Below are 25,633 nucleotides of genomic sequence, written 5' to 3' on the forward strand. Positions count from 1 at the left end.
GTACGCCAACCACCTCACTGGCGCGATAGCCCATGGTTTGTAGGAAGTTGTCATTGGTCATCAATACATCGCCTTTGAGGTTGAAGGCGATAACCGCCATCGAACGCTCAATGGCGGTGGTCATGGCGCGCTGCTCCTGTGCATCAATGATGCGTGCGGTGATGTCACTCGCCAGCTTCACGATCTTGATCACCCGACCGCTGCGATCCTGCACCGGCACGTAGTTGGCTTCGAGCCAGATAGGGCGGCTGTGTTTTGCCACGCGCAGGAATTTATCGCTGAAGCCTTCGCCGCGATTTAAGCGGCGCCAGAAGTCGCGATACTGCGGCGAGTGAATCAAATCCTCAGTACAGAACATGCTGTGATGCTGGCCGACAATTTCCGGCAGCGTATAGCCCATGCGCTCAAGGAACAGCTCATTGGCGCTGATAATCTTGCCTTCCGGTGTAAATTCGATCATGGCAATCGCATCCTGCAACGAGTTAAGCGTTGCGCTGCTATTGCCGCGTTTCTGCCACGCAAGACGCGACAGGATTCCCGATGTAATCGTGCTAAACATGGTGGACCTTATAATGGGTATTTGTCGTCAGATCGGTTATCGGCGGGTGCGGTTAAAAATTCACCGCTAAAGTTGGTAGTTGCACAATTTATTTACCGGATGGTCTGAAGGTTGCTGTAAAAGCCAGCAGTCAGCGGGTTTTTGCAGAAAAGCGTTTGACGGTGCGGCCTCAGTAGGGTTTAATGCGCCCCGTTGCCCGGATAGCTCAGTCGGTAGAGCAGGGGATTGAAAATCCCCGTGTCCGTGGTTCGATTCCGCGTCCGGGCACCAACATTCTGAAAACCCAGCCTTATGGCTGGGTTTTTGCTTTTCAGAGATCGCATCAACCCCTCATTATTGAACAAGTAAATGCTGTAGTAATGCACGGCTCTTATTCAAATCATCAAACCATGCTGTTTAGCGGCCAGATCAACTATCGCCCTGAAAAACCGATGTTATAATCCGTTTTTTGCTGCTGCGAAGTGAACCTGTCCATGAGTGTTAACGACCACAAATCGCCCACCATCAATGACATTGCCGAGGTCGCTGGCGTCAGCAGCATTACCGTCTCTCGCGTATTTACCTCCCCGGAAAAAGTGAAAGCCAAGACGCGCGACAAGATCCTGCAAATCGCGGATGAGATGGGCTATGTGCCTAACGTATTCGCGCAGAACATCAAAACCACGCAAAGCCCGATTATCGGTATCGTTGCCGATGACACCTTCAACCAGAGCTACTCCTATGTGATTCAGGAGTTGTGCAAGCTGGCGGAAACGAAAGGCTATTCGGTGATGATCTTCACCACGCGCGGGGAGCGGGAATCCGAAGCCAAGGCGATCAATACCCTGGTCAGCTACAAAGCGGCAGGGATCGTGCTTTCCGTGATCCGCGACAGCGATGATTACGACGTCAGCCATCTCAAGGTGCTGCAAAACTCACGCACGCAGCTGATTCAGTTTGATCGACAGTTTGATGCCACCCTGCCGGCGGTATTCGTGAATGACCAGCGCGCCGGTGAGTTGATTGCTTCTGTGGTGAATGAGAAGGGCTATCGCAATGTGCTGATCATCGGCGGTCAGCAGGACTCACGCATTACTCAGCGTCGGATCAACAGCTTCTGCCAGCAAGTGGCGAGTGAAGTGCAGGTCACTCGCCTGTACGCTGATTATCGCTATGATCGAGCCAAAGAGATTATCGCCAGCCACTTTTCATCTAACGAGGCGCAATATGACGCCATTATCGGGATTAATGGTGCGATCTCGCTGGCAGCGCGCAACATCGCGACGCGCTGGCGTCTGCAAAAAGCCGACTTCCTCTCGATTGATGATATCCCCAATGCCGAGGATTACGGCTTCCATTACTGCTGCGTGGTGCACGACTACAAACAATGGGCGACCATTGTAGCGGAAAACCTGATCGCCGCGATTGAAGAGCGCCCATGGCAGCAGCGCACCATGATCAATGGCTTCCTGAAGAACCACCGCTAGCGGCTGAGAAGGACTGCGCCTGACTGCGAGGCTGTGGTTTTAAACCAATCAGCAAGGTAATCAGTGCCCCCGCGAAGTAGCATCCACTGTAGATAAACACCACGCCTTTGACCTCCAGTAACGGCAGCGCCAGTGTAGCAATGGCTGGAGCAACAAAATTGCTCATGCCTGCAGCAAGGTTATATATCGAGATGGCTGCACCCTGGTGCTCAGGTGCCAGACGTGGGAACAGCGCTGTCATGGGCACAAAGGCTGACATGAAGAAACCCAGTACGATCGAGCACATCACGGCGGCCCAGTATTCTGGTCCGACATAAAGTGGCACGTAGTAGAACAACAGGCACGCCACCCCGCATCCCACGCAGCCAAACCAACGTACCACTCGAAGCAGCCCAAGTTTTTCCGCGACGATTCCCCAGAAAATGTTGAAAACAATGGTGCTGGCAAAAAAGAGTGCCCACACCTGCAACCAGGCGGCCAGAGTGAAGCCAATTTTCATAAACTGGAACGGCATTATCACAGAGAAACCAAACACCGCCAGTTGGTTAATCACGCGTACCACAAATGCCCAGGCAATGGCGCGATTGTGAATCAGCAGCGTGGCGGCTTTGGGCAACTCTTTCAGTCGGGTGCTGAGACTTGCATCCTGCAAAGCTGAATGATGTGTGATGCCACGCAGCGCACTGAAGGCAATCGCGCCGCTGGCGGCAACGAACAGCAGCGAAATGCACAGCATGTTGAATTCACCGATCAACGGGATCAGTAGTCCAGGCAAACCGCTACCAATCACTCCAATCCCCAGAGAGTAAGCTGCCCAGAACCAGCCGCTGGCCGCCGAGACGTTTTCTTGCTTCACGTTCTGCACAATCATGAGCAGGAAGCCGTAACAGAACAGCGGGTAGGCAATGCCGCGCAGTGCATAGCACAGCACCATCAGGCCGAAATTGGCCTGTTTCAATCCCAGCCACAGGAACAGCACATGGAAAATCAGCCACAGTGCCAAGCCGATTTTCATGGTTTTTAGCGGCGAAATTGCCTCTGCAATGACGCCCGACGCCCACGCCGAGAGTGCTGCGGCTAAGCCATAGACGGTGATCACGAAGGAGGCATCAGCCTGAGTGAAGCCAATCGAGACGATGTATTTCGAGAGAAAGGCCAGCTCAAAGCCATCTCCCGCCATAAACATAAACAGACCCACATAGCCACCTGCCAGACTGAGTGGCAAGCCAAACCAGTACCTGCTTGTTGTGTGCTGCATAATGTTGCTCTCTTGTTAATGGATGAGGTGATTATGGGCAACACTAATCTGATTGATGTTCACGTAAACATTTTATTGTTTGAAGTGAGAGATCCATCTCAAAGCAAGTTATGGGGCTTTGTGTGGAGTATGTCTAACTATATGAACTTAATATCTATATGTGATCCTGTGTTAACTCGATCACAGAACACGCTTCGTCAAATAGAAATGTTCACGAAAACATTTTAACGTTTCTCTAGCGAAGTCAGCCAATGAGAGGCGCAACAGATGCAGATTAAAAAGCTGGTGAATTACGGCCCTGAAGATTATCGACTGGAAAGCGGCACGCTGCCGGAACCAGGTGTGAATGAACTGCTGGTGAAGGTGGGCGCATGCGGGATTTGCGCCTCCGATTATCACTGCTATCACGGTGCACCGATGTTTTGGGGCAATGACACTTTCCCGCGCTATGTGAAAACGCCGGTGGTGGCGGGGCACGAATTTTACGGCGTGGTACGCGCAGCGGGAGCTGGTGCACTCGAGCATTTTGCGGTCAGCGTGGGCGACCGGGTGATTGCCGAACAAATCGTCCCCTGTGATAAATGTCGTTTCTGCCGTAATGGTCAATATTGGATGTGCGAAAAGCACGATATTTACGGCTTCCAGGCAGAAGATGCCGACGGCGGCATGACGGAATACATGCTCTTTAAACCCACCAGCCGGGTGCATAAAATCCCGGATACGCTGTCGCAAGAGGAGTGCGCCCTGATTGAGCCGTTCTCCTGCTCGGTGCATGCGGTGAATCGCGGCGATATCCAGTTCAATGATGTGGTGGTACTGGCGGGGGCGGGCACGTTGGGATTGGGCATGGTGCAAGCCATCAAACTGAAAACGCCTAAAAAGCTGATCGTCATTGATACCATGCCGTTCCGCCTCGAGTTGGCGAAAAAGCTCGGTGCTGATGTGGTGCTGAATCCGCTTGAGGAGGATGTGATTGCCAAGGTGAAGGCCATGACGGATGGCTACGGCTGCGATGTGTACATCGAGGCCACGGGCAATCCAGCCGCCGTCAATCAAGGCCTGCAGATGATTCGTAAGTTAGGGCGCTTTGTCGAGTTCAGCGTGTTCAGCCGGGAAACTACGGTGGATTGGTCGATCATTGGTGACCGTAAAGAGCTGGATATTCGCGGTGCGCACCTCAGCCCTGGCACCTACGAAACGGTGATCGATCTGTTCCGCCGTAAGCTCATTACCGCCGACGGCATTGTGACGCATCGTTTCTCACTGGACGAGTGGCAGCAGGCCTTCAGCACCTTTGGCTCGGCCGAAGCCATCAAAATTTTGCTGATTCCCGACCAACAGGCAGGATAAACGATGAAATTACATGCGGTTAAACACAGTGCGCTGCTACGCCAGCCAGAACATTTTATCGCGCGTGATGATGTCCATGCGCTGATCCACAAGCTCACCGTCAAGTTGATTCACATCGAAGATCGTAGCGGCGAATTTGCACTGCACCTTGATGATGGCCGCATCATTGATGCCAAAGGCTGGGCGGCGGGATGGGAGTGGACCCACGGCGTTGGGCTGTACGGTATTTATCACTACTACCAGCAAACCGGTGACGAGCAGATGCGTGCGGTGATTGATGACTGGTTCAAAACGCAGATTGATCGCGGTTTACCTACCAAAAATGTTAACACCGTTTGTCCACTGCTGACGCTGGCCTATCGCTATGAGGAGACGCGCAATCCGGCGTGGCTGCCCATCCTCACGCGCTGGGCGGAGTGGGTGATGTATGAAATGCCGCGCACCGAGCAGGGAGGTTTGCAGCATGTGGTCATCCACAAAGAGAACCACCAGCAATTGTGGGATGACACGCTGATGATGACCGTGATGCCGCTGGCGAAGATCGGCTTGCTGCTGAATCGGCCAGAATTTGTCGAAGAGGCGAAATACCAGTTTCTGCTCCATGTGCAGTATCTGATGGATCGTGAAACCGGCCTGTGGTTCCACGGCTGGACCTTCGACGGCAATCACAACTTTTCGCGTGCACGCTGGGCGCGCGGTAACAGCTGGATCACCGTGGCGATCCCGGATTTCATTGAATTGCTGCAGTTGCCAGAGCAGGATGCCACGCGCCGTTATTTATTACAGGTGCTGGAGCATCAGGTGCGCAGTCTGGCTGAATGGCAGGACGAGAGTGGCTTGTGGCATACGCTGTTAGACGATCGTGACGCCTATCTGGAGAGTTCGGCCACTGCGGGGTTTGCTTATGGCATCCTGAAAGGAGTGAGGAAGCGCTATCTCGATCAACGTTATGCCACTATCGGGATGAAGGCGATACAGGCGGTGGTAGCCAATATTAGTGAGGATGGCGAGTTACAACAGGCGTCCTTCGGCACTGAAATGGGCAGCAACCTCGATTACTACCGCCAGATTCCGCTCACGCCGATGCCTTATGGCCAGGCGATGGCGATCCTGTGCCTGAGCGAATATCTGCACGTCTATCTGTGAGTGTTATAAATCCAACTGAATCGCCTCAATCTCGCCCTCCTGCTGCGCCGGAACCGCGCAGCATATCAAAACCTCATCCTCTGCCACTTTGGCACTTGGTCGCGTTTTATAGGTCACGGCACCTTTAAGCAGTCGGGTTTTGCAACTGCCGCAATGGCCCTCGCGACAGCTGTATTCCGGGCTCAGTCCGCGCGCTTCAGCCAATTCCAGTAGTGAACCGCTTTGCGGCGTCCAGCGTGCCTCTTTTAATGACGTTATAAATTTGATTGGCACGGTGCTGTTTGCCACGGGCGGCAATAGCGTTGCAGGCTCTGCGCTATCAGTGTGGCGTACCAGTGATGACGGTCCAAAAGCCTCGGCGTGAATACGCTGGTCGGTAATGTTGTAGCTGCGCAGCCCGTCATACAGTGCCTGCGTGAACGGCGGCGGCCCGCACAAGTAAAAGTCGTAGTCGTTGAACGGCAGCATCTGGGAGAGAAGGGCCATATCAATGCGTCCGGCAACATCGTAATCAAAACCCGCTTCTGCATCCTCGGTGTGACTCAGCACGCGTATCAGCCTGAACCCGCCTTGTGCAGCCGCCAACAGCGTATCTAACTCGCGTGCAAAAGGGCGTTCAGCTTTATTGCGTGCCGACTGGATAAAGTAAGTGGGACGCATGCGCTGTTTGCGACGCCCTTCAAAAACCAAGTGGCGCAGCATCGCGAGCATCGGCGTGATGCCGACGCCTGCGGCGAGCAGAACCGCCGGACGCGTCTCGCTGGCATCAAGGGTGAAATCTCCGGCGGGAGCACGGGTTTCAAGGCGATCGCTCACCTGTAGATGATCGTGCAGGTAGCTTGAGACCACGCCATCGCGCTTCACACTGATGCGGTAAAAGCCATCCGATGGCGCGACCGATAAGGTGTAGTGGCGAATCAGCGGTTTCTCTGTGTCGGGCAAGGTCACGCGAATCGGCAGATGCTGCCCGGCCAGATGCGGCAATAAACCCGCGCCATCATCCGGCATCAGATGGAAGGATCGAATTGAGGCGCTCTCATCGACAATTTTCGTCACTTTGAATGGACGCCAGCGCTGAGCCAGTTCGCTGGCGAGTAAATGTTTGGCGGCAGATTGCCAGTCGCCGGTCATCTCAGAGGCGGGTGAAATGCCCTCGGGATGGCTGCGCCAGCGCAAGGCCAGTGCCGCCCGACGGCGCACAATGCGGCGAGCGCGAAAGGTCCATAATCGCTCGGCACCCTGGAAGGCGGCAATTTCGGGGGAGTCGAGGATGACGCGGGCATCGCCGGTCATCTGCAGCGTGTCGCCGCTGTGATAATCCACAAACAGCAGCCCGGCTTTACCATTCTGATGGATATTACCGAGCGTGGAGAAGAACAGGTTGCCGTTAAAATCGGGGATGGTCAGCAGGCCATCGTCATCGACCCGCACAAAGCCCGGCTTGCCGCCTCGATGTGAGGCATCCACTTGCTGGTGCGCGTAAGTGGCGACGTAAAACGTATCGGCGGTGGCGATGGTGGTGCGAGCCTCCGCATCCAGTGCGTTCAATTCTTCAACATCACCCGCAAAAGGCGCGTCAGGCTGGCGAGCAAAACGATAATCACGCAGCTGGATGTAACGCGGACAGTTACCAAAACTCTGTGTGACCTGCACCCGCAACCCTCCACCGATGGTGCTCAATACCCCGTTCATACGGTTACGGCGGCGGGTATGCAGTTCAATGCCGAGCAGGCCAACCGCTGCGCCATCCATGATGCCCGCCGCAGCCGGATCGCGGGCGTCCGGCTGCGCTTCAATATCCAGCGTGGTGGCGTTGGGCGAGAAAATAAATCCGGGTTGACCTTCCAGCAGCGTGGCCCAGGCATCGCCTTGTGCGTCGACGCTGCCCAGCACGATAAACGGCAACTGTGCATAGAAGTCGCGATGCTGATCGGGCATGAAATCGCGAATCACACGTTGACCGACCTCTGCCATACGTTCGGCCACGCCCGCTTGCTGTTGCAGGGCTATTTCACCTGCATGCCATACCGATAATTTCTCGCCCATGATGGCTCACTCACGCGATGCTGCGCAGACCCGCAGCGGTTTGGGGGAAGGGGACAAAACCGGGTAACGCTTCGATGCGGCGCAGCAGCGCATTGACCGCCGGATAACCGGAGAGATCCACATTGCCCTCCGGTGCACCGATGAGATAGCTGTACTGCGCGACATCCGCGACAGTGGGATGATCGCCGACCAGCCAGTCGCGTCCGGTCAGATGCTGCTCCATCAGCGCCAAAATCGCATGCGCGCGGGCGATGACTTCATCCGGGTTGAAAGGGCGGCCAAATACGGTGATCAAGCGCGCCGCGCAAGGGCCGTAAGCCAGTTCGCCCGCTGCTACCGATAACCAGCGCTGCACCTGCGCTGCTCCCAATGCATCTTCTGGCAGCCATTCGTGGCGACCCGATTTCTTCGCCAGATAGACCAGAATGGCGTTGGAGTCGGAGATATAAACACCTTCATCTTCCAGCACCGGTACCTGGCCGAACGGATTCATAGCGAGGAAGGCAGGCGTTTTGTGTTCGCCGCCTTTGAGGTCCACATCGATAACCTCGTGTGGCAAGCCAAGCAGTGACAGGAACAGGCGCGCACGATGCGCATGGCCAGAGAGTGGGAAGTGGTAGAGTTTCATCAGCGATATCCTTTAGTGGTGGCCGGGGCGATCCCGAACCTTGTCTAAAGGTTGTCACAGCCTGTGGCACGGCAGAATAGCCGGGTTTGCAAAGTCATTATTGCGGAAACTGGAAGAATAGGGATGTGAGGCAGGGCGGCCAGCAGGCCACCCTACAGATATGTTATGAAACCACCGGGTTGCCGGTCACAGCCTGCGCCTGCTGTTCGCTTTGCTGCTCTTCGCGATGTTTCAGGCGATCCCAGATGCGGAAGAACGGATAGTAGATCACCATTGAGATAGCCAGATTCACCACTTGCAGCACCGTACCGGAGATATGGCCGCCCGTGGCTAAATAGCCACTGACAAAAATCGGAGTGGTAAACGGCAGGGCGATGCCGGCGGGTGGCGCGACCAATCCGGTGGTCATTGCCGCCCAGGAAACGATCACCAGCACCACGGGCGTCAGGATAAAAGGCAGGAACAGGTACGGGTTCATCACCAGCGGGAGGCCAAACACCAGTGGCTCGCTGATGTTGAACAGGGCTGCCGGTCCGGCAATTTTACCCAGTTGCTTCATCTGACGGCTGCGTGAACGGATCAGCATGAAAATCACCAACCCCAATAGCGCCCCGGTGCCGCCGGGTGCAATCCACAAATCATAAAACTGCTGCGTGAAGATGTGCGGAATCGGCTGGTTATGCTGAAACGCCTCAAGGTTTTCGCTCATGTTGGAGAGCCATACCGGCTGGATAAACACCAGCACAATCGCATCGCCATGCAGGCCCAGGGTCCAGAGGATACCAATCAGCAGCACCGAGAAAATCATGCCCGGCAGCGTGCCGCCCACGTGATGCATCGGCAGCCCAATCACCGTGGCGATCAGATTATTAATATCGCCAAAAGGTGAGGCTTCCACGGCCAGACGGATCACCAGCACCACCGCCAGCACACAGAAACCCGGCACCAGCGCGAGAAAGGATTTCGCCACCGCAGGGGGAACGCCTTCCGGCATCTTGATCACCAGATTGCGGCTGTGGACGAAGCGATAGATCTCCGTCGACATCAGCGCAATCACAATCGCCACGAACAAGCCCTGGCTACCAATCATCGAGATCGGCAGTACGCCGGTCACCAGCTGTGCGGGCGCATTTTCAACCGGGGCGAACAGCGTCTGCTGTGGAATGGTCATCACAAAGGCGACTAATGCCATTGCGCCGCTGGTGAGCGGGTCCAGCGTGCGGTACTTCTCCGCCAGACGATAGGCGATACCGAAGCTGGAGATTAGCGCCATGATGTCGTAGGTGGCACGTACCGGATAGAGCAGTTTGTTGCGCCAGCTATCACCAAACAGATCCGCCATCAGATGGCCCCATGCCGGGATGGGCAGGTAAGCGAAGATCAGGAAGAAACTGCCAATCAGCATAAAGGGCATGTTGAGAATGATGCCGTCGCGCACCGAGAGCACATGCTTCTGGCCAGCGACTTTCAGCGCTGCGGGCAACACATAACGTTCAATAAAAGTTCGGTTGGACACAGGGCCTCCTCAGGCTCAATGGCACAACAATATAATGGGCTCGGTAGCGGCGCGATTCATCGCGCAATAAATTGCGCCGCTACGGCATTACGCGTGATGGGTGAACTGGGGTAACCACGGCTTATTCAACGTCAACACCTCTGCCAGCAGGGCTTCCGCCGTGGCAACATCACCGACTAATGGGTTGCCCAACAGCGCCAGCAGCGCCTGATGGCGATCGCCGTGCACTGCTGCTTCGATGGTCAGGCGTTCAAAGGCTTTGATTTGCTGCGTCAGGCCATTCATCAGCGGCGGCAGTTCACCAAACATCAGCGGATGCGCGCCTTGGGCATCCACCAGGCAATTGACCTCCACCACCGCATCATCCGGCAGGCCATGGATCGCGCCGTTATTACGGCAGTTCACCACCAGATTCTTGCCGCTGTTGTTATGAATCGCACTGATCAACTCGACCGCTACTTCCGAGTAATAAGCGCCGCCACGGAAACTGAGCTGCTCCGGTTTGTGCGCCAGATGCGGGTCGGCATACAGCTCAAACAGCTCGGCTTCCACCTTCATCACTTGCTCTGCACGCGTACCTTCATGGCCGTTTTGCGCTTTTTGCTGCTCTTCGGCCAGCATCTGGGGTGTCTGCCAGTAGTAGCGATGATAAGGACATGGAATGGCGTTGAGCGCACGCAGGAACGTCGGCGACCACGGCATATCCTTGATATTGTTCATGGTAAGTGACTGGCCGTCACAGAGTTGTTCAATCACCTGTGCAGTGACATCTTTGCCCCGACAGGTGACCTGATGCACCCACACCAGATGATTTAGCCCGGCAAAGCGCAGCTGTACCTCATCCCGTGACGCGTTGAGCATGCCAGCAATCATATGATGCATATTCACCGGCACGTTACATAGCCCGATAATTTTGGCGTTGCTGTAGCACGATACCGCTTCCGTCACGATACCCGCGGGATTGGTGAAGTTGATGATAAAGGCATCGGGAGCCAGCTCTTCCACTTTGCGCGCGATATTCAGCATCACCGGAATGGTACGCAGAGCCTTGGCAAAACCGCCGACGCCGGTGGTCTCTTGGCCGAGACGGCCATATTTCAGGCCCAGGCGCTCATCGGCGGCACGCGCTGCCAGTTGGCCTACGCGCAATTGTGTCAGTACAAAGCGGGCACCGCGAATGGCATCGTCCAGTTCAAAGTGGACGCTGACTTTAACCTGCTCTAAACCACTCTTCTGCAGCATCCGGCGCGTGAGATCGGCGATGATATTCACCTTCTCGCGTCCCGATTCCACATCCACTAACGCCAACTCCGTGACCGGCAGTTGTGCATAACGATTGATAATCCCTTCAACCAGCTCCGGTGAATAGCTGCTGCCACCACCAATAATCGCCATCTTAAGCATCGGTTCCTCCTGCCGCAGTGCGGCGGTAGAGTTCTATGATTTCGCCCGCCAGATCCTGAATTAACATGGCGTTCATCAAGTGATCCTGGGCATGTACCAAAATCAGGGTGACCGCGAGTTTGCCGCTGCCTTCATCAAGACCAATTAACGCGGTTTGCTGCTGGTGCGCGCCGTTGATGCTCTCTTTCGCAGAGGCTAATTGCTGTTCAGCGGCAGCAAACTGGCCTTCACGCGCCAGTCGCAGTGCGCTGAGCGCTGCACTGCGGGCTGCACCGGCCTGAACCAGCAGCAACATGATTTGCTCTTCAAAATCGATAACCACGTCTTCGGACATGCAGAATCCCCCACAGCACAGGGCCGTGTTTCAATCAGTAGAGTTGGGTAAAACGGGTGAATTAAGCGGTGTGCAACGCCAGGGCTTTATCCAACACCTGCTCGCCGCGCATCATGCCGTAATCCATCATGTCGATGACGGCGACAGCCTTGCCCTGCGGTGTCGCGATGGCGGTTAGACGGGCAGCTTCAAACTGCACCTGGGGGCCGAGCAGCACCACATCGGCATCGGGTAGGATGCGTTCAAATTCCGCCACCGGTACCGCTTTGATATCAATCGCCAGTCCACGGCCTTGTGCGGCGCTCTGCATTTTGGTGACCAGCATGCTGGTGGACATCCCTGCTGCACAGCAAAGTACGATACGCATATGATTTCCTTCTGTGATTTGTCGGGGCCATTTAAGACCCGTCTCTGCGGTGCTGTAAATACCCTCTGGACAGACGATTTTCTGATGAATGTGAGATAAGTCATTAATAATCAGTGAATTGAATTATCTTTGTTTGTGAAAATATTTTTCATGAGTGTGATCGGTGCTTTAATTTATCGTTAATAAGCGCTGTTTTAAGCAGGGTAAAGACGTAATCAGATGAAAAAAAACTCACATTGAAAAATATTTTCATGCATGATGAGTGTTCGCAATTTGGAGATGTGGTGAGCGAATGGATATTGTCTGGCAGCTGCGACAGCAGTCGGCACGGGTGGATGCACCGGAATCTAGGCTGGCGCGTTTTATTCTGGATAACTTGCACGTCAGCGCGCAGGCCACGATGGAAAGTCTGGCTACCCAAGCGGGCGTCAGTCCTGAAGTGCTGCGTCGTTTTGCCGCCTCTGCTGGCTGTCGCGATCTTGATGATTTTCTACACCAGGTGCGTAAAGCTGGCCAGCAGCAGGAAGGCGCATTCATCGAGGTGATCCGCCAGCGGCAGCCGTTACTGAGCCAGCAGGAAAACCGTGTGGCACTGGCCATCCTCAACGATATGGCGTTTGCCGCATCCGCCACTATTGAGCAACTGGCCGGACGCGCCGAAGTCAGCGCTGCCACCATCACCCGATTTGCGCGTTCGGTGGGCTGTGAAGATATCCGCGATTTGCGCATGCGTCTGGCGCGCGCCAGTTCGGTGCCATCAGCGCGGCGTGCACAAAACATTCCACAGCTTGAGACGATTCATCAAGCACTGGCACAGCAGTGGTCGCTGGCTGAAGAGGTAACCTGGGAGCGTGCTGCGCTTATGCTTCGGAATGCCCGAAGTGTGTTATTGATTGGGGCCGCAGGACAGACCACACCACTGGTAGCAGAAGTTCACCAGCGACTTACAACGGCAGGACTGGCACTGGCATGGATTCAGGACGACAACCTGCTGCGTATGACGCTGAGCCGCTTACAGCCGGATGATTTACTGTTAATCCTCGCGCCAGATACGGTGAACAGCAGCGTGCTGAGTGCGGTACACCATGCACACATCCAGAAAACAGCGGTGATTGCGATCTGCCCAGCAGCGCTGGATCTGGCGAACCAGGCAGATGTTTGGCTGCCGCTGCCGGAAAATCAAAGCGCGCGTAGCTATGGCATTCTTTGCGCGCTAGACCGATTAGAAACGGCACTGGCATCGCCGCAAGACAATGCTGCACCAACGCAGGTCAAAGATAATTCAGGATAAATGTCGTAGTGGCCGTGAATTGTCCATGGCCAATCCGACGATTTAGGATGGCATCGGGTTCGCCCTGCATATAAGCCTGGAATGCTAGCACCATATTGCCGGTCTGCAGTGCTCTTACAGGCGCAGGCTTATTGATGCTGATAGTAGAACCGTCCAGACCCTCAATGCCAATCGCAACGCCACTGGCAATGCTACCTGCATCAAGGCGTAATAATCCCGGTAAAGCCGTATTTTCAATACCTTGAAAGGTAATCTCGACCTCTTTAACAACACTGACATCGCAATCTTCTAAATGAATCAGTAAAGGCCGACTTGGCGTGCGGGAAAAGCGATAGAGATATTTATCTATGACTTCTCCAAAATCGAGTTTTATTAACTCATCGCCCGGTCGTATAACACAGGGCGCATCGACGAGGCTACCGCGCATAATAAGATTTTCCGCTGCGTTGACCGCAGAAGGAGAGAAGAAACCAAAGGTCCACACGAACAGGAAACCTAACAATGTAATAGTTTTCTTCATCAAGAGTCCTATTGATAGTCTGCAATGATTGTGGCTCGTGATGTAAAGGCCCCCGAAGAAGGCAATGATGCCGGATTAGCCACAGGGACAACCGTTAAAGTAGGAGGCCGTAAAAGGTTGATGGCAATATATTGGTTTATACGGAGCGGGGAGCCATCTTGTTCAACTCTAATTCCTAACCCACTCTGATTAGTGACAACAGCGGTGTTATCAAAGCTTGAAGGTGTTCCTTGTACACTCAGTCGCACACTTCCCGTTCCCGTGCAATTTACTGAATAGGGCACGGGGCGACGATATTTATCCCCATCGATGGAACGAATGATTAAGGTGTCGAAATCAATCTCGATTAGCCCACCATTATTTATTTCACAGGGAATAGATTCTACAAGTGTTCCCTTAAAACTGACATTTGTGGCTTGTGCCAATGGAAGCGTGATAAATGAACAAGCCAGTATTATTGCCTTTTGTCCGTTAAGACGTTTTACGTGTCTCATTATTCTTCCCTATTGATACTCAACCAGCAATGTTGATGTTGCTGTAAAAGCCCCGCCCGTGACAGTGCCGCTGCGATTTTTAACCAGCACAGCACTTAATGCCGGGCGTGCAGGATCGGTGAAATTGTGCCAACTATTTACCGCCATTTTTGTACCGTTGCTTTTTAACTCAATAGCGAGATTGGCTTTGCTGGTACTAAGCACTGTCGTGTCAAAAGAGGCCCCCGCTCCGCGCAACTGCATTTTCAATGATTTTGATGTGGCTGAAGAACAGTCAAGTACATAGGGTATTGGGCGCTCATAAATTCGGCTATCAATGCGTGAAATGATAATGTCATTGCCAAAGTCTATTGGGATATCTCTATTGCCGTTTACGATGCAGGGTGCCGATAAAACTTTAACCTTCACCGTGGCAATGGTCGAAAATGCCTGTACATAACCGGGAAAAGGCATAAGGGCGAGTAGCGTCGCCATTATGCAGATTAGGGTATCTTTTCTTTTCCTTGAGGATGAATTAATCATAGTTCAACCTGAAGTTCACAGTGGCAAAATAGCTTCCGGCACGGAGATTATTGTGCGTGCGTTCCGGAGCAATGTAATAAATGACGACATGACTTGCTGGTGTGATGAGTAGTGGTTTGCCGCGCTGCCCGAGTGTGACGTTATTTCGCAACGCGTCTTTTATACGCAGCCCAATACCTTCTACACCGTGAGTTTTAATTAATTGCGGATTATCAATGTCCTCAATCCCGGTGAAGGTGAAGGAAGCGGCTGGCTGGCTGGCGCTCCAGGTCAGATTGCCTTTTACATCGCGATTGGCCGATGAGGTACGTAGGCAGTCATGCAAGTAGAGGGCAACGGGAACAAGGTTACCTGTATCGCCGGGATTCTGCAGTTTACCTGTGGCGATATTGCCCAAAGAGACTGATTGATCAGCCGAACGCATATCTAACCGGCAGGCGCTTTCGGTCAAGGTGCCGTGGGCACGGATAACCCCATAGTTGCCATCTACCAGACCATCAGTAAAGCCGGCTTGCGCCATTGAGGAAAAGAGGATTGCGCAAGATATTAATGCTGAGCCTTGCATCTTACGCATTCCAGAGGCTGAACGTGCTGCAATGACGATTATTTGCATTTCATCATTTCCCTGATTATTTTGGCGTTGCACGTTTACTGGTATCTACGGTGCAAGTATTTCCGCTGCATTTAAAGGTTAAGGCTGTTTGGCCGCCGTAATCATTAACGTAAACCAGCACGGGCGTCTGCCCTAAAGCTGCTGTGCTGCCGCCCATCGCCGCCTGACTTTTCGGTGCGATCATCAGTGCTTCAAATCCTTTAATCACGTCGCCCTCTTTTTTGGCGCTCGCACCAATCAAGGTGACGTAATAAGGTGTCGGATTTACAACAGTATATTTATCACCACTTTTACTGAGGGTTATTTTTTCCTGGAATGGTAATGCTTGCTGTGCAGCCGCGGCTTCTGCTAATGCCGCAGGGCGATAAAACACTTTAATACGTGTTTGCAGGGCAATCTGCAATACATTGGGTTTGTCACTTTTAGGTGGGATCTCTCTCAGATTGAAATAAAAAAGAGACTCTCGATCCTGTGGTAATTTTTTAAAAGCCTCAGAAGAGGTGAGTGCCTGAATTTTTACCTGACTTTCAGCTCGGGGTTCAATACGTTGTACCGGCGGTACGACCGTCAACGGATTGTTATTATCCAGTTTTTCACCTTGTTCATCTTCAAGCCATCCTTGAGCCAGATAAGGCAATTCAGTGTTTTGGTTACTTACGGTCAAACTTACTGATTTCTCTGATCCGGGGAATACGACACGTGTTCTGTCCAATGAAATGGCGGCAGAAACAGAATGGGCAATAAAGCTCAATGTCGTGGCGGCGAAGATATTCACTAATGTTTTTCTTTTCATCATTGACCTACAGAGTCTCATCATTGGAATGTGTTTATTTATGACGTTACGATTGTTTCGCAAGGAAGCAGTAAATTATTCATCATGTTGTCCGGTAAAGTGTTCGGCAGGGATATTTCACATTGTTCCGCATTATTCCAACGCACTGTCATGGTATCACCGGCATTAATTCCACTCAGATAGACACGGCCATAATCATTAACAATGCCGGTTTCCTGTTTTTTTGTATTCAGTACGATGGCACCAAACGGCGGCGAACTGCCATCAGCCAGACGGATGACCGCCATCGCTTTTTCACCAGAAATGACGTTGAAGTTACGATAGCCAATCGCCCCCTCGGTCAGCGTACCCTGTGCCACCGATTGGCTGGCTTCGACATTGTCTGCCAGTTTATCGATGTTGATTCGCACGCTGTTGCGATAGTAGCTGCTGATATCACTCACCACAGCTTTACCGAAACGGTTGGTATAAACGGGGTTACCGTAACTGCCGACAGGCACACCGGCAACGCCATCGGTGTCAACTAACATCCTTGTGCCGCCCAGGATATTAGTGCGATGTAATGCACCGCCTTTAGTGGTGAGTGTTGCGCCGCCTTGCAGGGCAACGCCTAATGCGCTGTGTTGGCCCTCGCGATAGCTTGCCGAGCTGTTGACCTTAGCCAGGGTGCCGTTATGGGTATAGTAGCCACTCAGATCGGCGCCCTGACGTGCAACACCTGCACTCACCTGATAGGAGTCAGCATCGTCCAGCCGACTGTAATAACTCGCACTTTGACGGTTATCTCCTTTGGTATAGGAACCGTTGTAACTTACCGTTCCGGATTCGCCCCACGGTAATGACAGTGACATGTACATGCCGTCATCATTGGTGTTATTCAATTTGTTACGATAAGCCGTAAGTGAGAGGCTAAGATTTCTGAAGCGGCCGAGATCGAAATAACGGGAAAGCGATAAGTCATAACGATCGTTGGCTGGTTGGTTCCAGAATGTCTGATGGTTGTAATTGACATACGCGGTCAGATTGAGCGATTCAAATTGCTGATTCAGAGAGAGGGTATACATCTCTTTGCTGCGCCCGGTGGTGATATCGCCATCCCGTGAATCCAGATATTCGGCCATGGAGCGAAAGCCGCTATCGGAAAAGCGATAACCGGCGAACGTCACCTGACTCCCTGTTTGCTCAAAGCGTTTGGCGTAACTCAGGCGGTAAGATCCGCCGCGCTGGGTATCCCGGTTCGGGATTTTAGCCTGCGACATCGTTACATCTGAGGATAGAGCGCCAAAAGCCAATAGATCACGACCCACCCCCACGGAAAAAGCGTTGTAATCTTCCCCGCCCATGCCTCCACCATAGAGTGACCAGCCATTACTGATGCCCCATGAAAGCTCGCTGGCAGCGAACACCGGCCCATCAACACGATGCTTCCAGTCCGATGGTTTCCCCACGGCGGTTTTAAAACGCACTTGTCCCGGCCGGGTGAGATACGGAATGGTGGCGGTGCTCACTTGGTACTGCTTAACACTGCCGTCCTGCTCTTCAATGCGTACATCAAGATTGCCAGACACCGCACTATCGAGATCCTGAATACGGTATGGACCCGCAGCTACCTGCACCTCTTTGATGATACGCCCTTGCTGGCTGATGATGATTTTGGCATTGCTGTTCGCCACACCGCTGACTTCCGGTGCGTAGCCGCGCAAATTAGGGGGCAACATGTTGTCATCAGATACCAGACTGAGTCCGGTAAATCGGAAGCTGTCGAAGATTGCCGAGTTGAGGTAATCCTCACCCATAATGAATTTCGCGCCGATCTTACTTAGCGCGCGATAAGCGTAGAACCTGCTCCAATCCCAGGAGCGGGTATTCGCCTCGTGATGGCTACCGTTGCGACGATCGTAACGAGTTTGCCAATCGGCACGTACCCGCCAGGCATCAAAGTTCGCGCCGCTGGTACCGTTACCGGATAAGTTGGTTGCGCTGCCGCCGCCCGCCCCCTTTTGCTGCAGGGTTTGCAGGTTGAGATTGTAGTCAAAGAGTGCACCTGTGATGCCCTCTTCCCAACGAGCAGGTGGATCCCAATAGGGACTGCTGTACTCTAAATAAGCTTGCGGGATACTAATGAACAGCGCTGATTTTCCTAAATCACCGCGTACTTCCATGCCTTTAATGCTTTCCAGTTTGAGGCACTGTTGGTTATGCCACCACGAGAGGTCAGTTAAGGCTGATTCCTTCAGGCCTAACTGAGACACCATTTCTGGCGTAATGCAGGCCACAGTTTGATTGGCGTCATCTTCTGCTGGGTAGAAGTGAACCTGGCGTTCAGGCAGCGTGTTCGCATTAAGATTAATGCCCAGGGTATAAGTACCCGGCAAAATAAAACCTTTACGTGAAAACTGGCTCAAATCGATATTGCTGCGATCACTAAGATCAAGCACATCTGTGTTGAACTGCACATCACTGACAGCAAGGGATGAAGATAATTTCCCGATGAATAATGTTGTCCCCACTACGAAGACAAAAATGAGATAACCTATATGGCGAGGAAGGCATTTCAGCATGATGGCGTGCCTCGTTAATTATAATCTATTCTAAAACGAATCGTTAATTGGTGGTCGCCAGCTTGCAATATTTCCTGGTTACCCACTAAGTTGAGCGTGTATTTAAGATGCATATTCTCGACCATGAGATCACCTTCAGGCAGATGTACCCCCGGCGTTGCGACATTGCCAATAAGATCGCTGATTCTGACGGATACACCACTGGCGGTACCGGACGTTTTAAAATGGCCTTTGTCATTTTCACCATCAAACATCACTTTAAATTTTTTCCAGTCAGATTTGCTGGGATCCAGGCTTGTCAATGTGCAGCCATATAATCGAATGGAAAACTCTTTTTTAGGCCCTTGGCCTTCTCTAATGATTTTGCTAATGGGATGATTACCCATATATAAAGTCTGATCGCGATCGCCGACGTCAATCGCACAGGGCGTTTCGACAATTGATCCCGTCATATTTAAACGACCAAAACCTTCGGCGTTTGCGAAGGTTTTGGTCATACTTAAAGCGCTGCACAATACCAGGAATGGGGCCGCATCGCGTAAAAATAAGGGCTTCCAAAACATCAATAAGCTCCAGAATACGGTACAGGTAAAAAGACCTGCGGCAGGGGCGCCGCAGGCCAATTAGTCACGCATATTGTTAGATATAATTCAGTACGAAATTAGTCGGTACCTGGAATGTGCCAGGTACAATGGTGGCGGTTGCGCCGCCGCCCTTCACGCTGGCAGCAAAGGTCAGCGTGTTTTTGCCATCAACAACGGTTTGGCCTACTGTCGCGGTATTCAGTTTCACTTTGGAGCCGTCAGCGGCGGTCAGAACAATAGACGCACCGCTGGCATCACCCCCTACCAGCGCCAGGCTTTCTGCATCATAAGGAGAAGCTGTACCAGTGAAGGTCACTGTGACTTTATCTTTAGTGCCCGGCGTAGCAATAACGCAATCTTCCAGTTCAATATGGAAAGGCTTTGCACTTGAAGAACCGGTATTACCGTTTGCAGCCAGCACCACATTAGAAATAGCGCCGAGCGGAACGGTTTGATCTAATGAACCCGGAGCGATGGAGCAAGGTGCATCAATAATGGAACCGGTAAAAGTGACTTTTCCGGTTCCACCCGCAGCGTGTACAGAGGAAACAGCAAACAGGCTAAACATAGACAAGGCGATAAGACTCTTTTTCATTTAATATCTTCCATTGAGTTTTTTCTTCATGTTTTTTTAAAACATGGCGTTCTCTGGTTTTAATCAGACGTATAGACGTTGATCACCGTTTTTTATCGTCAGGTACCAGCATTTGCACGCTGTTAGCAGGTGCTCCGTTATCATGCAACTGGAGTAGGGCATGATATATTTAACGTGGCTGTTTTTATTTTAATTGGCAGCTCAAGTGAGTGCTATTATGTTCAAGGTGAGTAATTAAGAAAATAAGATTTCTATGGCGTTTATGTAGTAAGCGAACGGGGTGCTTGTAAGGGGAATATTACAAGGATAAAAGATGGGTGTGTGAGTAAGAGAGGGAGAGGGTTAATTTTAATCGTCTATCAATTCAATTGCTGAAAACTATATCATTAATGTCATCAGGTGAATGTGACCGAGGCTGTATTTATTAGGTCAAATATTAACGCAATCTACTAATGATGACGTTCGTGACAGATGAGATTAAGCGAATCAGCCCGTGCCACTGCATCGTCACGGGCGTGACCTGTTATCGGCTAAGCACCTGTGCGCCGGCACTCTTTTCTAACCGCCGAACATCAAGCAGTGACATCAATACCAACAAAGCTACGCCGGCAAAGGCGATGTGAATATCACTCTGCTCAATGGTGGTGTGGCCATGCCACAGCATTGAGCCGCGCAGGAAAAGGGCTGCCAGCGCAATTCCGGCGCTCATGCTGAACTGGAAGAAGATACTGAACACCACTGAGGCATCACTCATTTTTGTTTGGGGCACGTCAGCAAAGCCCAGACTGTTGTAGCAGCTAAACTGCAGTGAACGCGACAGCCCGCCAATAAACAGAATCGCGGCAATCGCAAAATAACCCAGTGAAGGGCTAAGCAGCAGGCACCCCAGCATCGCCACCAAACTGATGATGCCATTCACCATCAATACCTGACGGAATCCCCAGCGCTTCATGAGCCATGTCGTGGCCGGTTTCATGGCTAAATTTCCGGCGAACACCCACAATACCGTGGCACCGGCTTGTGCGGCACTCCAGCCAAACCCCAACTGGAACAGTAAGGGCAGCAGAAAGGGCACGGCATTAATTGAAGCGCGAAACAGCGAGCCACCCATCACTGAGTTGCGGAAGGTGTTAATGGTCAGCGCATTGAATGGCAGCAACGGTTGCGGATAAAGAAAGCTGTGACGATAAGCCAGTATACTGCTCAGTATGCCGACCAACAGCAGTGGGATGCCGAGGCTGAGATGCATCTGTCCAAGCGCTTCCAGTGCGATAATCAACGCCGTACAGGCGGATGCCGTCAGCACAAAACCACGCAAATCAAAGGGGCGCGGCTGTTCTGCTTTGAACTGTGGAACCAGATAGCCGGTAGCGATAATGGCGAGCAGGCCGAGTGGAATATTCAGCCAGAAAATCCACGGCCAATGTCCGTAGGTGACAATCAACCCGCCGAGTGGTGGGCCGAGCACGGGGGCAATCAGCCCGGGCCAGGTAATAAAAGCGATCGTTTTCACCATCTCTCTCTTTGCGGTGACGCGCAGTACCACCATACGGCCGACTGGCACCATCATTGCCCCTCCGATGCCTTGTAAAATACGGCTCAGTGTAAACATCGCTAAGGTGTCGCTGAAGCCGCACATGACTGAGGCGAGGGTAAAAATCAAAATGGCACAGGCAAACACGGTACGTGCCCCAAAGCGCTCGGCCAGCCACCCGCTCATTGGGATGCCCACCGCCACCGCCAACAGATAAGCACTGACACCCACATTCAATGCCACCGGACTTGCCGCGAAGTCATGTGCCATTTGTGGAATGGCCGTGGTGATTACCGTGGCGTCGAGGTTTTCCATGAAGAAAGTGATGGCCACCAGCAAGGCCAGTAACAGGGGATGGTTCGCCTTAAGCCCCGTTTGCGTCATAGCAACATTCCTTTCTCTTTCTGGGTTCGTGATGATCAAGAAAGGTCAGTTTTATGTGCAATGGTGTTTCATGCAAGTCTCACCAATGAAAAACCCGGCAGGTGCCGGGTCATCAGAGATGCAGGGAGAGGAGCATTTTCGCCGGGAAAAGTTACGGCAGTGTAATCACAATGGTGCCGCTACCGCTTTTATCGCCGGGGGTAGGATTGGTCCCCGAGAGCGTAGAAGCAACGGTATGGGATGAGTTACCGTTGGGCAAATAAATGGAGCCTGTGGTGCGGCCATCAAAGGTCAATGTGGATGTCACACCTCCCCCTAAGTTGATGGTGCCGCCCAGACTCGTCAGGGTGGCTGAGGTGGCACGATTGCAGTTCACATTAATCGAGACGCTATCCTGTTTGCCATTGACCTGATTAGGCTGCAGCGAGCCGTGGTCAATGATTGGCGATCCGCTAAAGGAACAACTGGTCGGCTGAGGGGGTAAGGGCACTGTGACGCAGGATGTGCCTGGCTGGGTGCGAAACAGGTAGCCCATATTATTTTGAGCCCCGCCCACACAGACGGTATAAGGCCCTCTTGACGGATAAAAACCCGTTGAGAATGTGGCGCTGGCAGGATAGCGATGCAAAAATGCTTTGTTGGCATTGGCCCAGGTATCTGTCCCGCCATTCGATCCATAATCCAAAATAATACGTGAGGGATAGATATCGGGATAGGTGCCACTGTCGTGCAACACCCAAATGCCAAAATCGCAGTATCGTGTCCCACATCCTATCGACGCGCTCGAGTTTCCTCCCGACATGATGTAGCTGATTTCCATGGGCATATTCCAGGCAGGAAAGGCCGCGCGCGTGATGATGATGACCGCCTGAGCAGGAAGCGTAATAAGAGCGAAAGTGAACAACAATAATAGCGGGATTATTTTCATGTTATTCCAGAATAAAATGGGGAAGAAAGGCGCTCGACTCGTTCAAAATGAATCGTGACATGACCTTCCAGCTGGACGAGCCAATATATTGGGATTTCGATAATGAGATTTATTGTACGGAGGCTGTTTTCTTAAATATGTAAATATTGGCTGCGATGTGAGTCATTTAATACTGGTTATATTGTCAGGCGGCACTGACAAAAATAAACGGAGACACTGCGATACTGTAAAGGAAGGGAATAAAACAGGTCACCCAGCGGCAACCTGTTTTTGCGTCATTATGCCGTTGCAGCCACTTGGGTTTTCGCTTCAATATACTGCACAACTGCCTGTGTCACCTCGGCGGTATTGGCGCAGCCCCCCACATCCGGTGTCAGAATTCCTTTCGCACACACATATTCGATGCCTGCCATAATCAGCGCGGCGGCATTGCGTTCACCGAGATGTTCCAGCATCTGCACCGCCGTCCAGAAGGTGGCAATCGGGTTGGCGATGCCTTTGCCGGTAATATCAAACGCTGAGCCATGAATCGGTTCAAACATTGAAGGGAAGCGCCGCTCTGGATCGATATTGGCAGTGGGTGCCACGCCCAGACTGCCCGCCAGTGCCCCCGCCAGGTCGGAAAGAATATCGGCGTGCAGGTTAGTGGCGACGATGGTATCCAGCGACTGCGGATGCAGCGTCATGCGGTGCGTCATGGCATCGACCAGCATTTTGTCCCACTGCACATCCGGGAATTCCAGCGCCACTTCAGCGGCAATCTCATCCCACATCACCATGCCGTGACGCTGCGCGTTGGATTTGGTCACCACCGTCAGCAACTTGCGTGGACGTGACTGCGCCAGTTTGAAGGCATAACGCATGATACGCGTGACGCCGACACGGGTGAAAATCGCCACTTCGGTGCCGACTTCTTCCGGTAAACCCCGGTGCGCACGGCCGCCGTTACCGGAGTATTCCCCTTCAGAGTTTTCACGCACGATGACCCAGTCCAGATCGCCCGGACCGCGATTGCGCAGCGGCGAGGTGACCCCCGGCAGGATTTTGGTCGGACGCACGTTGGCGTACTGGTCAAAGCCCTGGCAAATCGGCAGACGCAGGCCCCACAGCGTGATGTGATCCGGCACATCCGGCGCGCCCACGGCACCGAAGTAAATCGCATCGAATTTTTTCAGCGTGTTCAGGCCGTCTTCCGGCATCATCACGCCATGTTTTTTGTAGTAGTCCGAGCCCCAGTCAAAGGTCTGCACATCAAACTGCAGTTGCTCATCGTGACGTGTCAGCGCTTGTAACACCTCTACACCCGCGGAGATCACTTCCGGGCCGATACCGTCTGCCGGGATGGCGGCAATTTTGTAGTTACGCATGTTGTTTCTCCAGTTGCTTAATGTGTTTGGGGGATCTCAGCCGTCTCGGGTTTATTCGAGCGGGCAGAAAGAATCAGGACAACGAGGGCAGAGAGCGCCAGTAAGCCAGCGACAAAATAGAGCCCCCAGGTGTAGCTGCCGGTCTGCTGGCGGATGACGCCAATCATCATCGGGCCGACAAAGCCGCCCAGGTTGCCGATAGAGTTGATGGTGGCGATGCCCGCAGCCGCAGCTGGGCCGCTGAGGAACAGCGTCGGCATACTCCACAGCGGCGGTTTTGATGCGCTGATACCAACAGTCACCAGCGTCAGGGCGACAATAACGGCAAACAGCGTGCTGACGTTTCCGGCGTAAATCAGTCCCGCCGCCGCCAGCAAACAGGCACCAATCACATGCCAGCTACGCTCCCTGGTGCGGTCTGAGTGGCGTGCCCACAGGATCATGCCAATCACCCCAATCACCGCCGGGAAGGCGTTCAGGAAACCAATCTCCATTGAAGAGGCACCGAAGCTTTTGATGATCTGTGGTGACCAGATGCCGAGCGTGTAGAGTCCGGCGGAGGTGCCGAAGTAGACCAGCGCCAGGGCCAGCACGCGTTTATCCGCCAGTCCGCGCCAGACGCTGCTGTGGCCCTGTGCGGCGGCACGTGTGCGCTCTTCCGCCTGCATGGTGTTTTGCAGCCACTCGCGCTCTTCGTCAGTCAGCCATTTGGCCTTGGCCGGGCGGTCAGTGAGGAAGAACAGCACCACAACGCCGAGCACCAGCGCGGGGATGGCCTCCAGCACAAACATCCACTGCCAGCCCGCGTAACCGAGGAAGCCATGCATCTCCAGCAGGGCGGCAGAGATCGGCGATCCCAGAGCGGTAGAGAGCGGGGCGGCCGCCATAAAAATGGCAGTCACCTGCGCGCGTCGGGCGGCAGGGAACCAGTAGCTGAGATAGAGGATGATGCCGGGGAAGAAACCGGCCTCCGCGACGCCGAGCAAAAAACGCAGGGTGTAGAAGCTGGTGGTGCCCTGCACAAAGGCCATGCAGCCAGAGACCAGGCCCCAGGTGATCATTACGCGGGCGATCCAGATGCGCGCCCCGACTTTATGAAGAATTAAATTGGAGGGGACTTCGAACAGGAAATAACCGAGGAAAAAGATGCCCGCACCCAAACCAAATACCGTGGGTGAGAAACCTAAATCCTGATTCATGGTTAACGCGGCAAAACCGATATTGACGCGGTCGAGAAAGGCGATGAAGTAGAGCAGCATGATGAAGGGCACAATGCGCAACGTCACTTTACGCATCACCCTTTTTTCGAGGTGAGAGTTCATATTAAAGTGCTCCAGATTGTGTAGGGTGGTGTTATTTTTTGTAATCGAGTT

Annotated in this window: 24 protein-coding genes and 1 tRNA gene; 5 read left to right on the forward strand and 20 right to left on the reverse strand. The window is 53.0% G+C overall.

Features of this window, described 5'->3' with window-relative positions; genetic code table 11:
• On the reverse strand, window positions 1–559 hold a 559-nt coding region (locus PSSD_RS01435), incomplete at its 3' end, for a PAS domain-containing protein (RefSeq protein WP_153011390.1).
• Window positions 560–753: 194 nt separating this feature from the next.
• Between PSSD_RS01435 and PSSD_RS01440 the strand changes: the two genes are divergently transcribed.
• Both PSSD_RS01440 and PSSD_RS01445 read left to right on the forward strand, forming a co-directional pair.
• Window positions 754–829: transfer RNA gene (locus PSSD_RS01440), tRNA-Phe, on the forward strand.
• A gap of 203 nt (window positions 830–1,032) precedes the next feature.
• The gene (locus PSSD_RS01445) at window positions 1,033–2,025 is read left to right on the forward strand and encodes a LacI family DNA-binding transcriptional regulator (protein WP_058968953.1); all 993 of its coding nucleotides are present in this window, start codon (window positions 1,033–1,035) and stop codon (window positions 2,023–2,025) included.
• Here the strand turns inward: PSSD_RS01445 and PSSD_RS01450 are convergent.
• Window positions 1,997–3,283, reverse strand: a complete 1,287-nt coding sequence (locus PSSD_RS01450; RefSeq protein WP_058968956.1) for an MFS transporter — start codon at window positions 3,281–3,283, stop codon at window positions 1,997–1,999. The two genes, PSSD_RS01445 and PSSD_RS01450, sit on opposite strands and share 29 nt — an antisense overlap.
• A 267-nt stretch (window positions 3,284–3,550) precedes the next feature.
• On the opposite strand from PSSD_RS01450, the gene PSSD_RS01455 reads away from it, so the two are divergent.
• Together PSSD_RS01455 and bglB are read left to right on the forward strand one after the other, a co-directional pair.
• Complete coding sequence (locus PSSD_RS01455) at window positions 3,551–4,633, forward strand: alcohol dehydrogenase catalytic domain-containing protein (protein WP_058968958.1); 1,083 nt, start codon at window positions 3,551–3,553, stop codon at window positions 4,631–4,633.
• A 3-nt stretch (window positions 4,634–4,636) separates the two neighbouring features.
• Window positions 4,637–5,779, forward strand: a complete 1,143-nt coding sequence (gene bglB, locus PSSD_RS01460; RefSeq protein WP_058968960.1) for a beta-galactosidase BglB — start codon at window positions 4,637–4,639, stop codon at window positions 5,777–5,779.
• 3 nt (window positions 5,780–5,782) lie between these two features.
• Here the strand turns inward: bglB and PSSD_RS01465 are convergent, their stop codons facing one another.
• From PSSD_RS01465 to PSSD_RS01490, 6 genes are all read right to left on the reverse strand, one after another.
• Window positions 5,783–7,825: a 2Fe-2S iron-sulfur cluster-binding protein gene (locus PSSD_RS01465; RefSeq protein WP_058968963.1), complete on the reverse strand. Its 2,043-nt coding sequence runs from the start codon at window positions 7,823–7,825 to the stop codon at window positions 5,783–5,785.
• A gap of 10 nt (window positions 7,826–7,835) precedes the next feature.
• Window positions 7,836–8,453, reverse strand: coding sequence for a glutathione S-transferase family protein (locus PSSD_RS01470; protein WP_058968966.1), 618 nt, complete (start codon window positions 8,451–8,453; stop codon window positions 7,836–7,838).
• Window positions 8,454–8,616: 163 nt separating this feature from the next.
• A complete protein-coding gene (gene celB, locus PSSD_RS01475) occupies window positions 8,617–9,969 on the reverse strand; it encodes a PTS cellobiose transporter subunit IIC (protein WP_058968970.1) in 1,353 nt (450 codons plus the stop codon).
• An 87-nt stretch (window positions 9,970–10,056) separates the two neighbouring features.
• Window positions 10,057–11,373, reverse strand: a complete 1,317-nt coding sequence (locus PSSD_RS01480; protein WP_058968973.1) for a 6-phospho-beta-glucosidase — start codon at window positions 11,371–11,373, stop codon at window positions 10,057–10,059.
• Window positions 11,366–11,707: a PTS lactose/cellobiose transporter subunit IIA gene (locus tag PSSD_RS01485; RefSeq protein WP_058968976.1), complete on the reverse strand. Its 342-nt coding sequence runs from the start codon at window positions 11,705–11,707 to the stop codon at window positions 11,366–11,368. Before PSSD_RS01485 ends, PSSD_RS01480 begins: the two co-directional genes overlap by 8 nt.
• Before the next feature lie 61 nt (window positions 11,708–11,768).
• On the reverse strand, window positions 11,769–12,074 hold the full coding sequence (locus tag PSSD_RS01490; RefSeq protein WP_039327081.1) for a PTS sugar transporter subunit IIB: 306 nt from the start codon (window positions 12,072–12,074) through the stop codon (window positions 11,769–11,771).
• A gap of 292 nt (window positions 12,075–12,366) precedes the next feature.
• Here PSSD_RS01490 and PSSD_RS01495 point away from each other — a divergent pair, with 292 nt between their 5' ends.
• The gene (locus PSSD_RS01495; protein WP_058968979.1) at window positions 12,367–13,365 is read left to right on the forward strand and encodes a MurR/RpiR family transcriptional regulator; all 999 of its coding nucleotides are present in this window, start codon (window positions 12,367–12,369) and stop codon (window positions 13,363–13,365) included.
• On the opposite strand, the gene PSSD_RS01500 is transcribed toward PSSD_RS01495, so the two are convergent.
• The 12 genes from PSSD_RS01500 to PSSD_RS01550 form a co-directional block, all read right to left on the reverse strand.
• Complete coding sequence (locus tag PSSD_RS01500) at window positions 13,346–13,885, reverse strand: fimbrial protein (RefSeq protein ID WP_058968983.1); 540 nt, start codon at window positions 13,883–13,885, stop codon at window positions 13,346–13,348. The two genes, PSSD_RS01495 and PSSD_RS01500, sit on opposite strands and share 20 nt — an antisense overlap.
• 8 nt (window positions 13,886–13,893) lie before the next feature.
• Window positions 13,894–14,379 (reverse strand): fimbrial protein, encoded by a 486-nt coding sequence (locus PSSD_RS26325; RefSeq protein WP_071885718.1) that lies wholly within the window; start codon window positions 14,377–14,379, stop codon window positions 13,894–13,896.
• 9 nt (window positions 14,380–14,388) lie between these two features.
• A complete protein-coding gene (locus PSSD_RS01505) occupies window positions 14,389–14,901 on the reverse strand; it encodes a fimbrial protein (RefSeq protein ID WP_082672277.1) in 513 nt (170 codons plus the stop codon).
• Complete coding sequence (locus tag PSSD_RS01510; RefSeq protein WP_153011391.1) at window positions 14,894–15,514, reverse strand: fimbrial protein; 621 nt, start codon at window positions 15,512–15,514, stop codon at window positions 14,894–14,896. The genes PSSD_RS01505 and PSSD_RS01510 overlap by 8 nt, the downstream gene beginning before the upstream one ends.
• 16 nt (window positions 15,515–15,530) lie before the next feature.
• Entirely contained in the window at window positions 15,531–16,307 is a 777-nt protein-coding gene (locus tag PSSD_RS01515; protein WP_058969155.1) for a fimbria/pilus periplasmic chaperone, read from the reverse strand.
• Between the two features lie 38 nt (window positions 16,308–16,345).
• Window positions 16,346–18,868 carry an outer membrane usher protein gene (locus tag PSSD_RS01520; RefSeq protein WP_058968992.1) on the reverse strand — a complete coding sequence of 841 codons (2,523 nt, stop codon included), beginning with the start codon at window positions 18,866–18,868 and terminating at the stop codon, window positions 16,346–16,348.
• Between the two features lie 14 nt (window positions 18,869–18,882).
• A complete protein-coding gene (locus tag PSSD_RS01525; RefSeq protein ID WP_058968994.1) occupies window positions 18,883–19,431 on the reverse strand; it encodes a fimbrial protein in 549 nt (182 codons plus the stop codon).
• A gap of 76 nt (window positions 19,432–19,507) precedes the next feature.
• Window positions 19,508–20,047: a fimbrial protein gene (locus tag PSSD_RS01530; RefSeq protein ID WP_039327095.1), complete on the reverse strand. Its 540-nt coding sequence runs from the start codon at window positions 20,045–20,047 to the stop codon at window positions 19,508–19,510.
• A gap of 523 nt (window positions 20,048–20,570) precedes the next feature.
• Complete coding sequence (locus tag PSSD_RS01535; protein ID WP_058968999.1) at window positions 20,571–21,965, reverse strand: MFS transporter; 1,395 nt, start codon at window positions 21,963–21,965, stop codon at window positions 20,571–20,573.
• 151 nt (window positions 21,966–22,116) lie between these two features.
• Window positions 22,117–22,785 carry an MrpH family fimbial adhesin gene (locus tag PSSD_RS01540; protein ID WP_153011393.1) on the reverse strand — a complete coding sequence of 223 codons (669 nt, stop codon included), beginning with the start codon at window positions 22,783–22,785 and terminating at the stop codon, window positions 22,117–22,119.
• Window positions 22,786–23,171: 386 nt separating this feature from the next.
• On the reverse strand, window positions 23,172–24,260 hold the full coding sequence (locus tag PSSD_RS01545; RefSeq protein ID WP_058969005.1) for a tartrate dehydrogenase: 1,089 nt from the start codon (window positions 24,258–24,260) through the stop codon (window positions 23,172–23,174).
• Between the two features lie 17 nt (window positions 24,261–24,277).
• Complete coding sequence (locus PSSD_RS01550; protein ID WP_058969007.1) at window positions 24,278–25,582, reverse strand: MFS transporter; 1,305 nt, start codon at window positions 25,580–25,582, stop codon at window positions 24,278–24,280.
• Between the last annotated feature and the right edge of the window lie 51 nt (window positions 25,583–25,633).

This window comes from Type-D symbiont of Plautia stali (genome assembly GCF_001485335.1).
Lineage (GTDB): Bacteria > Pseudomonadota > Gammaproteobacteria > Enterobacterales > Enterobacteriaceae > Pantoea > Pantoea vagans_C.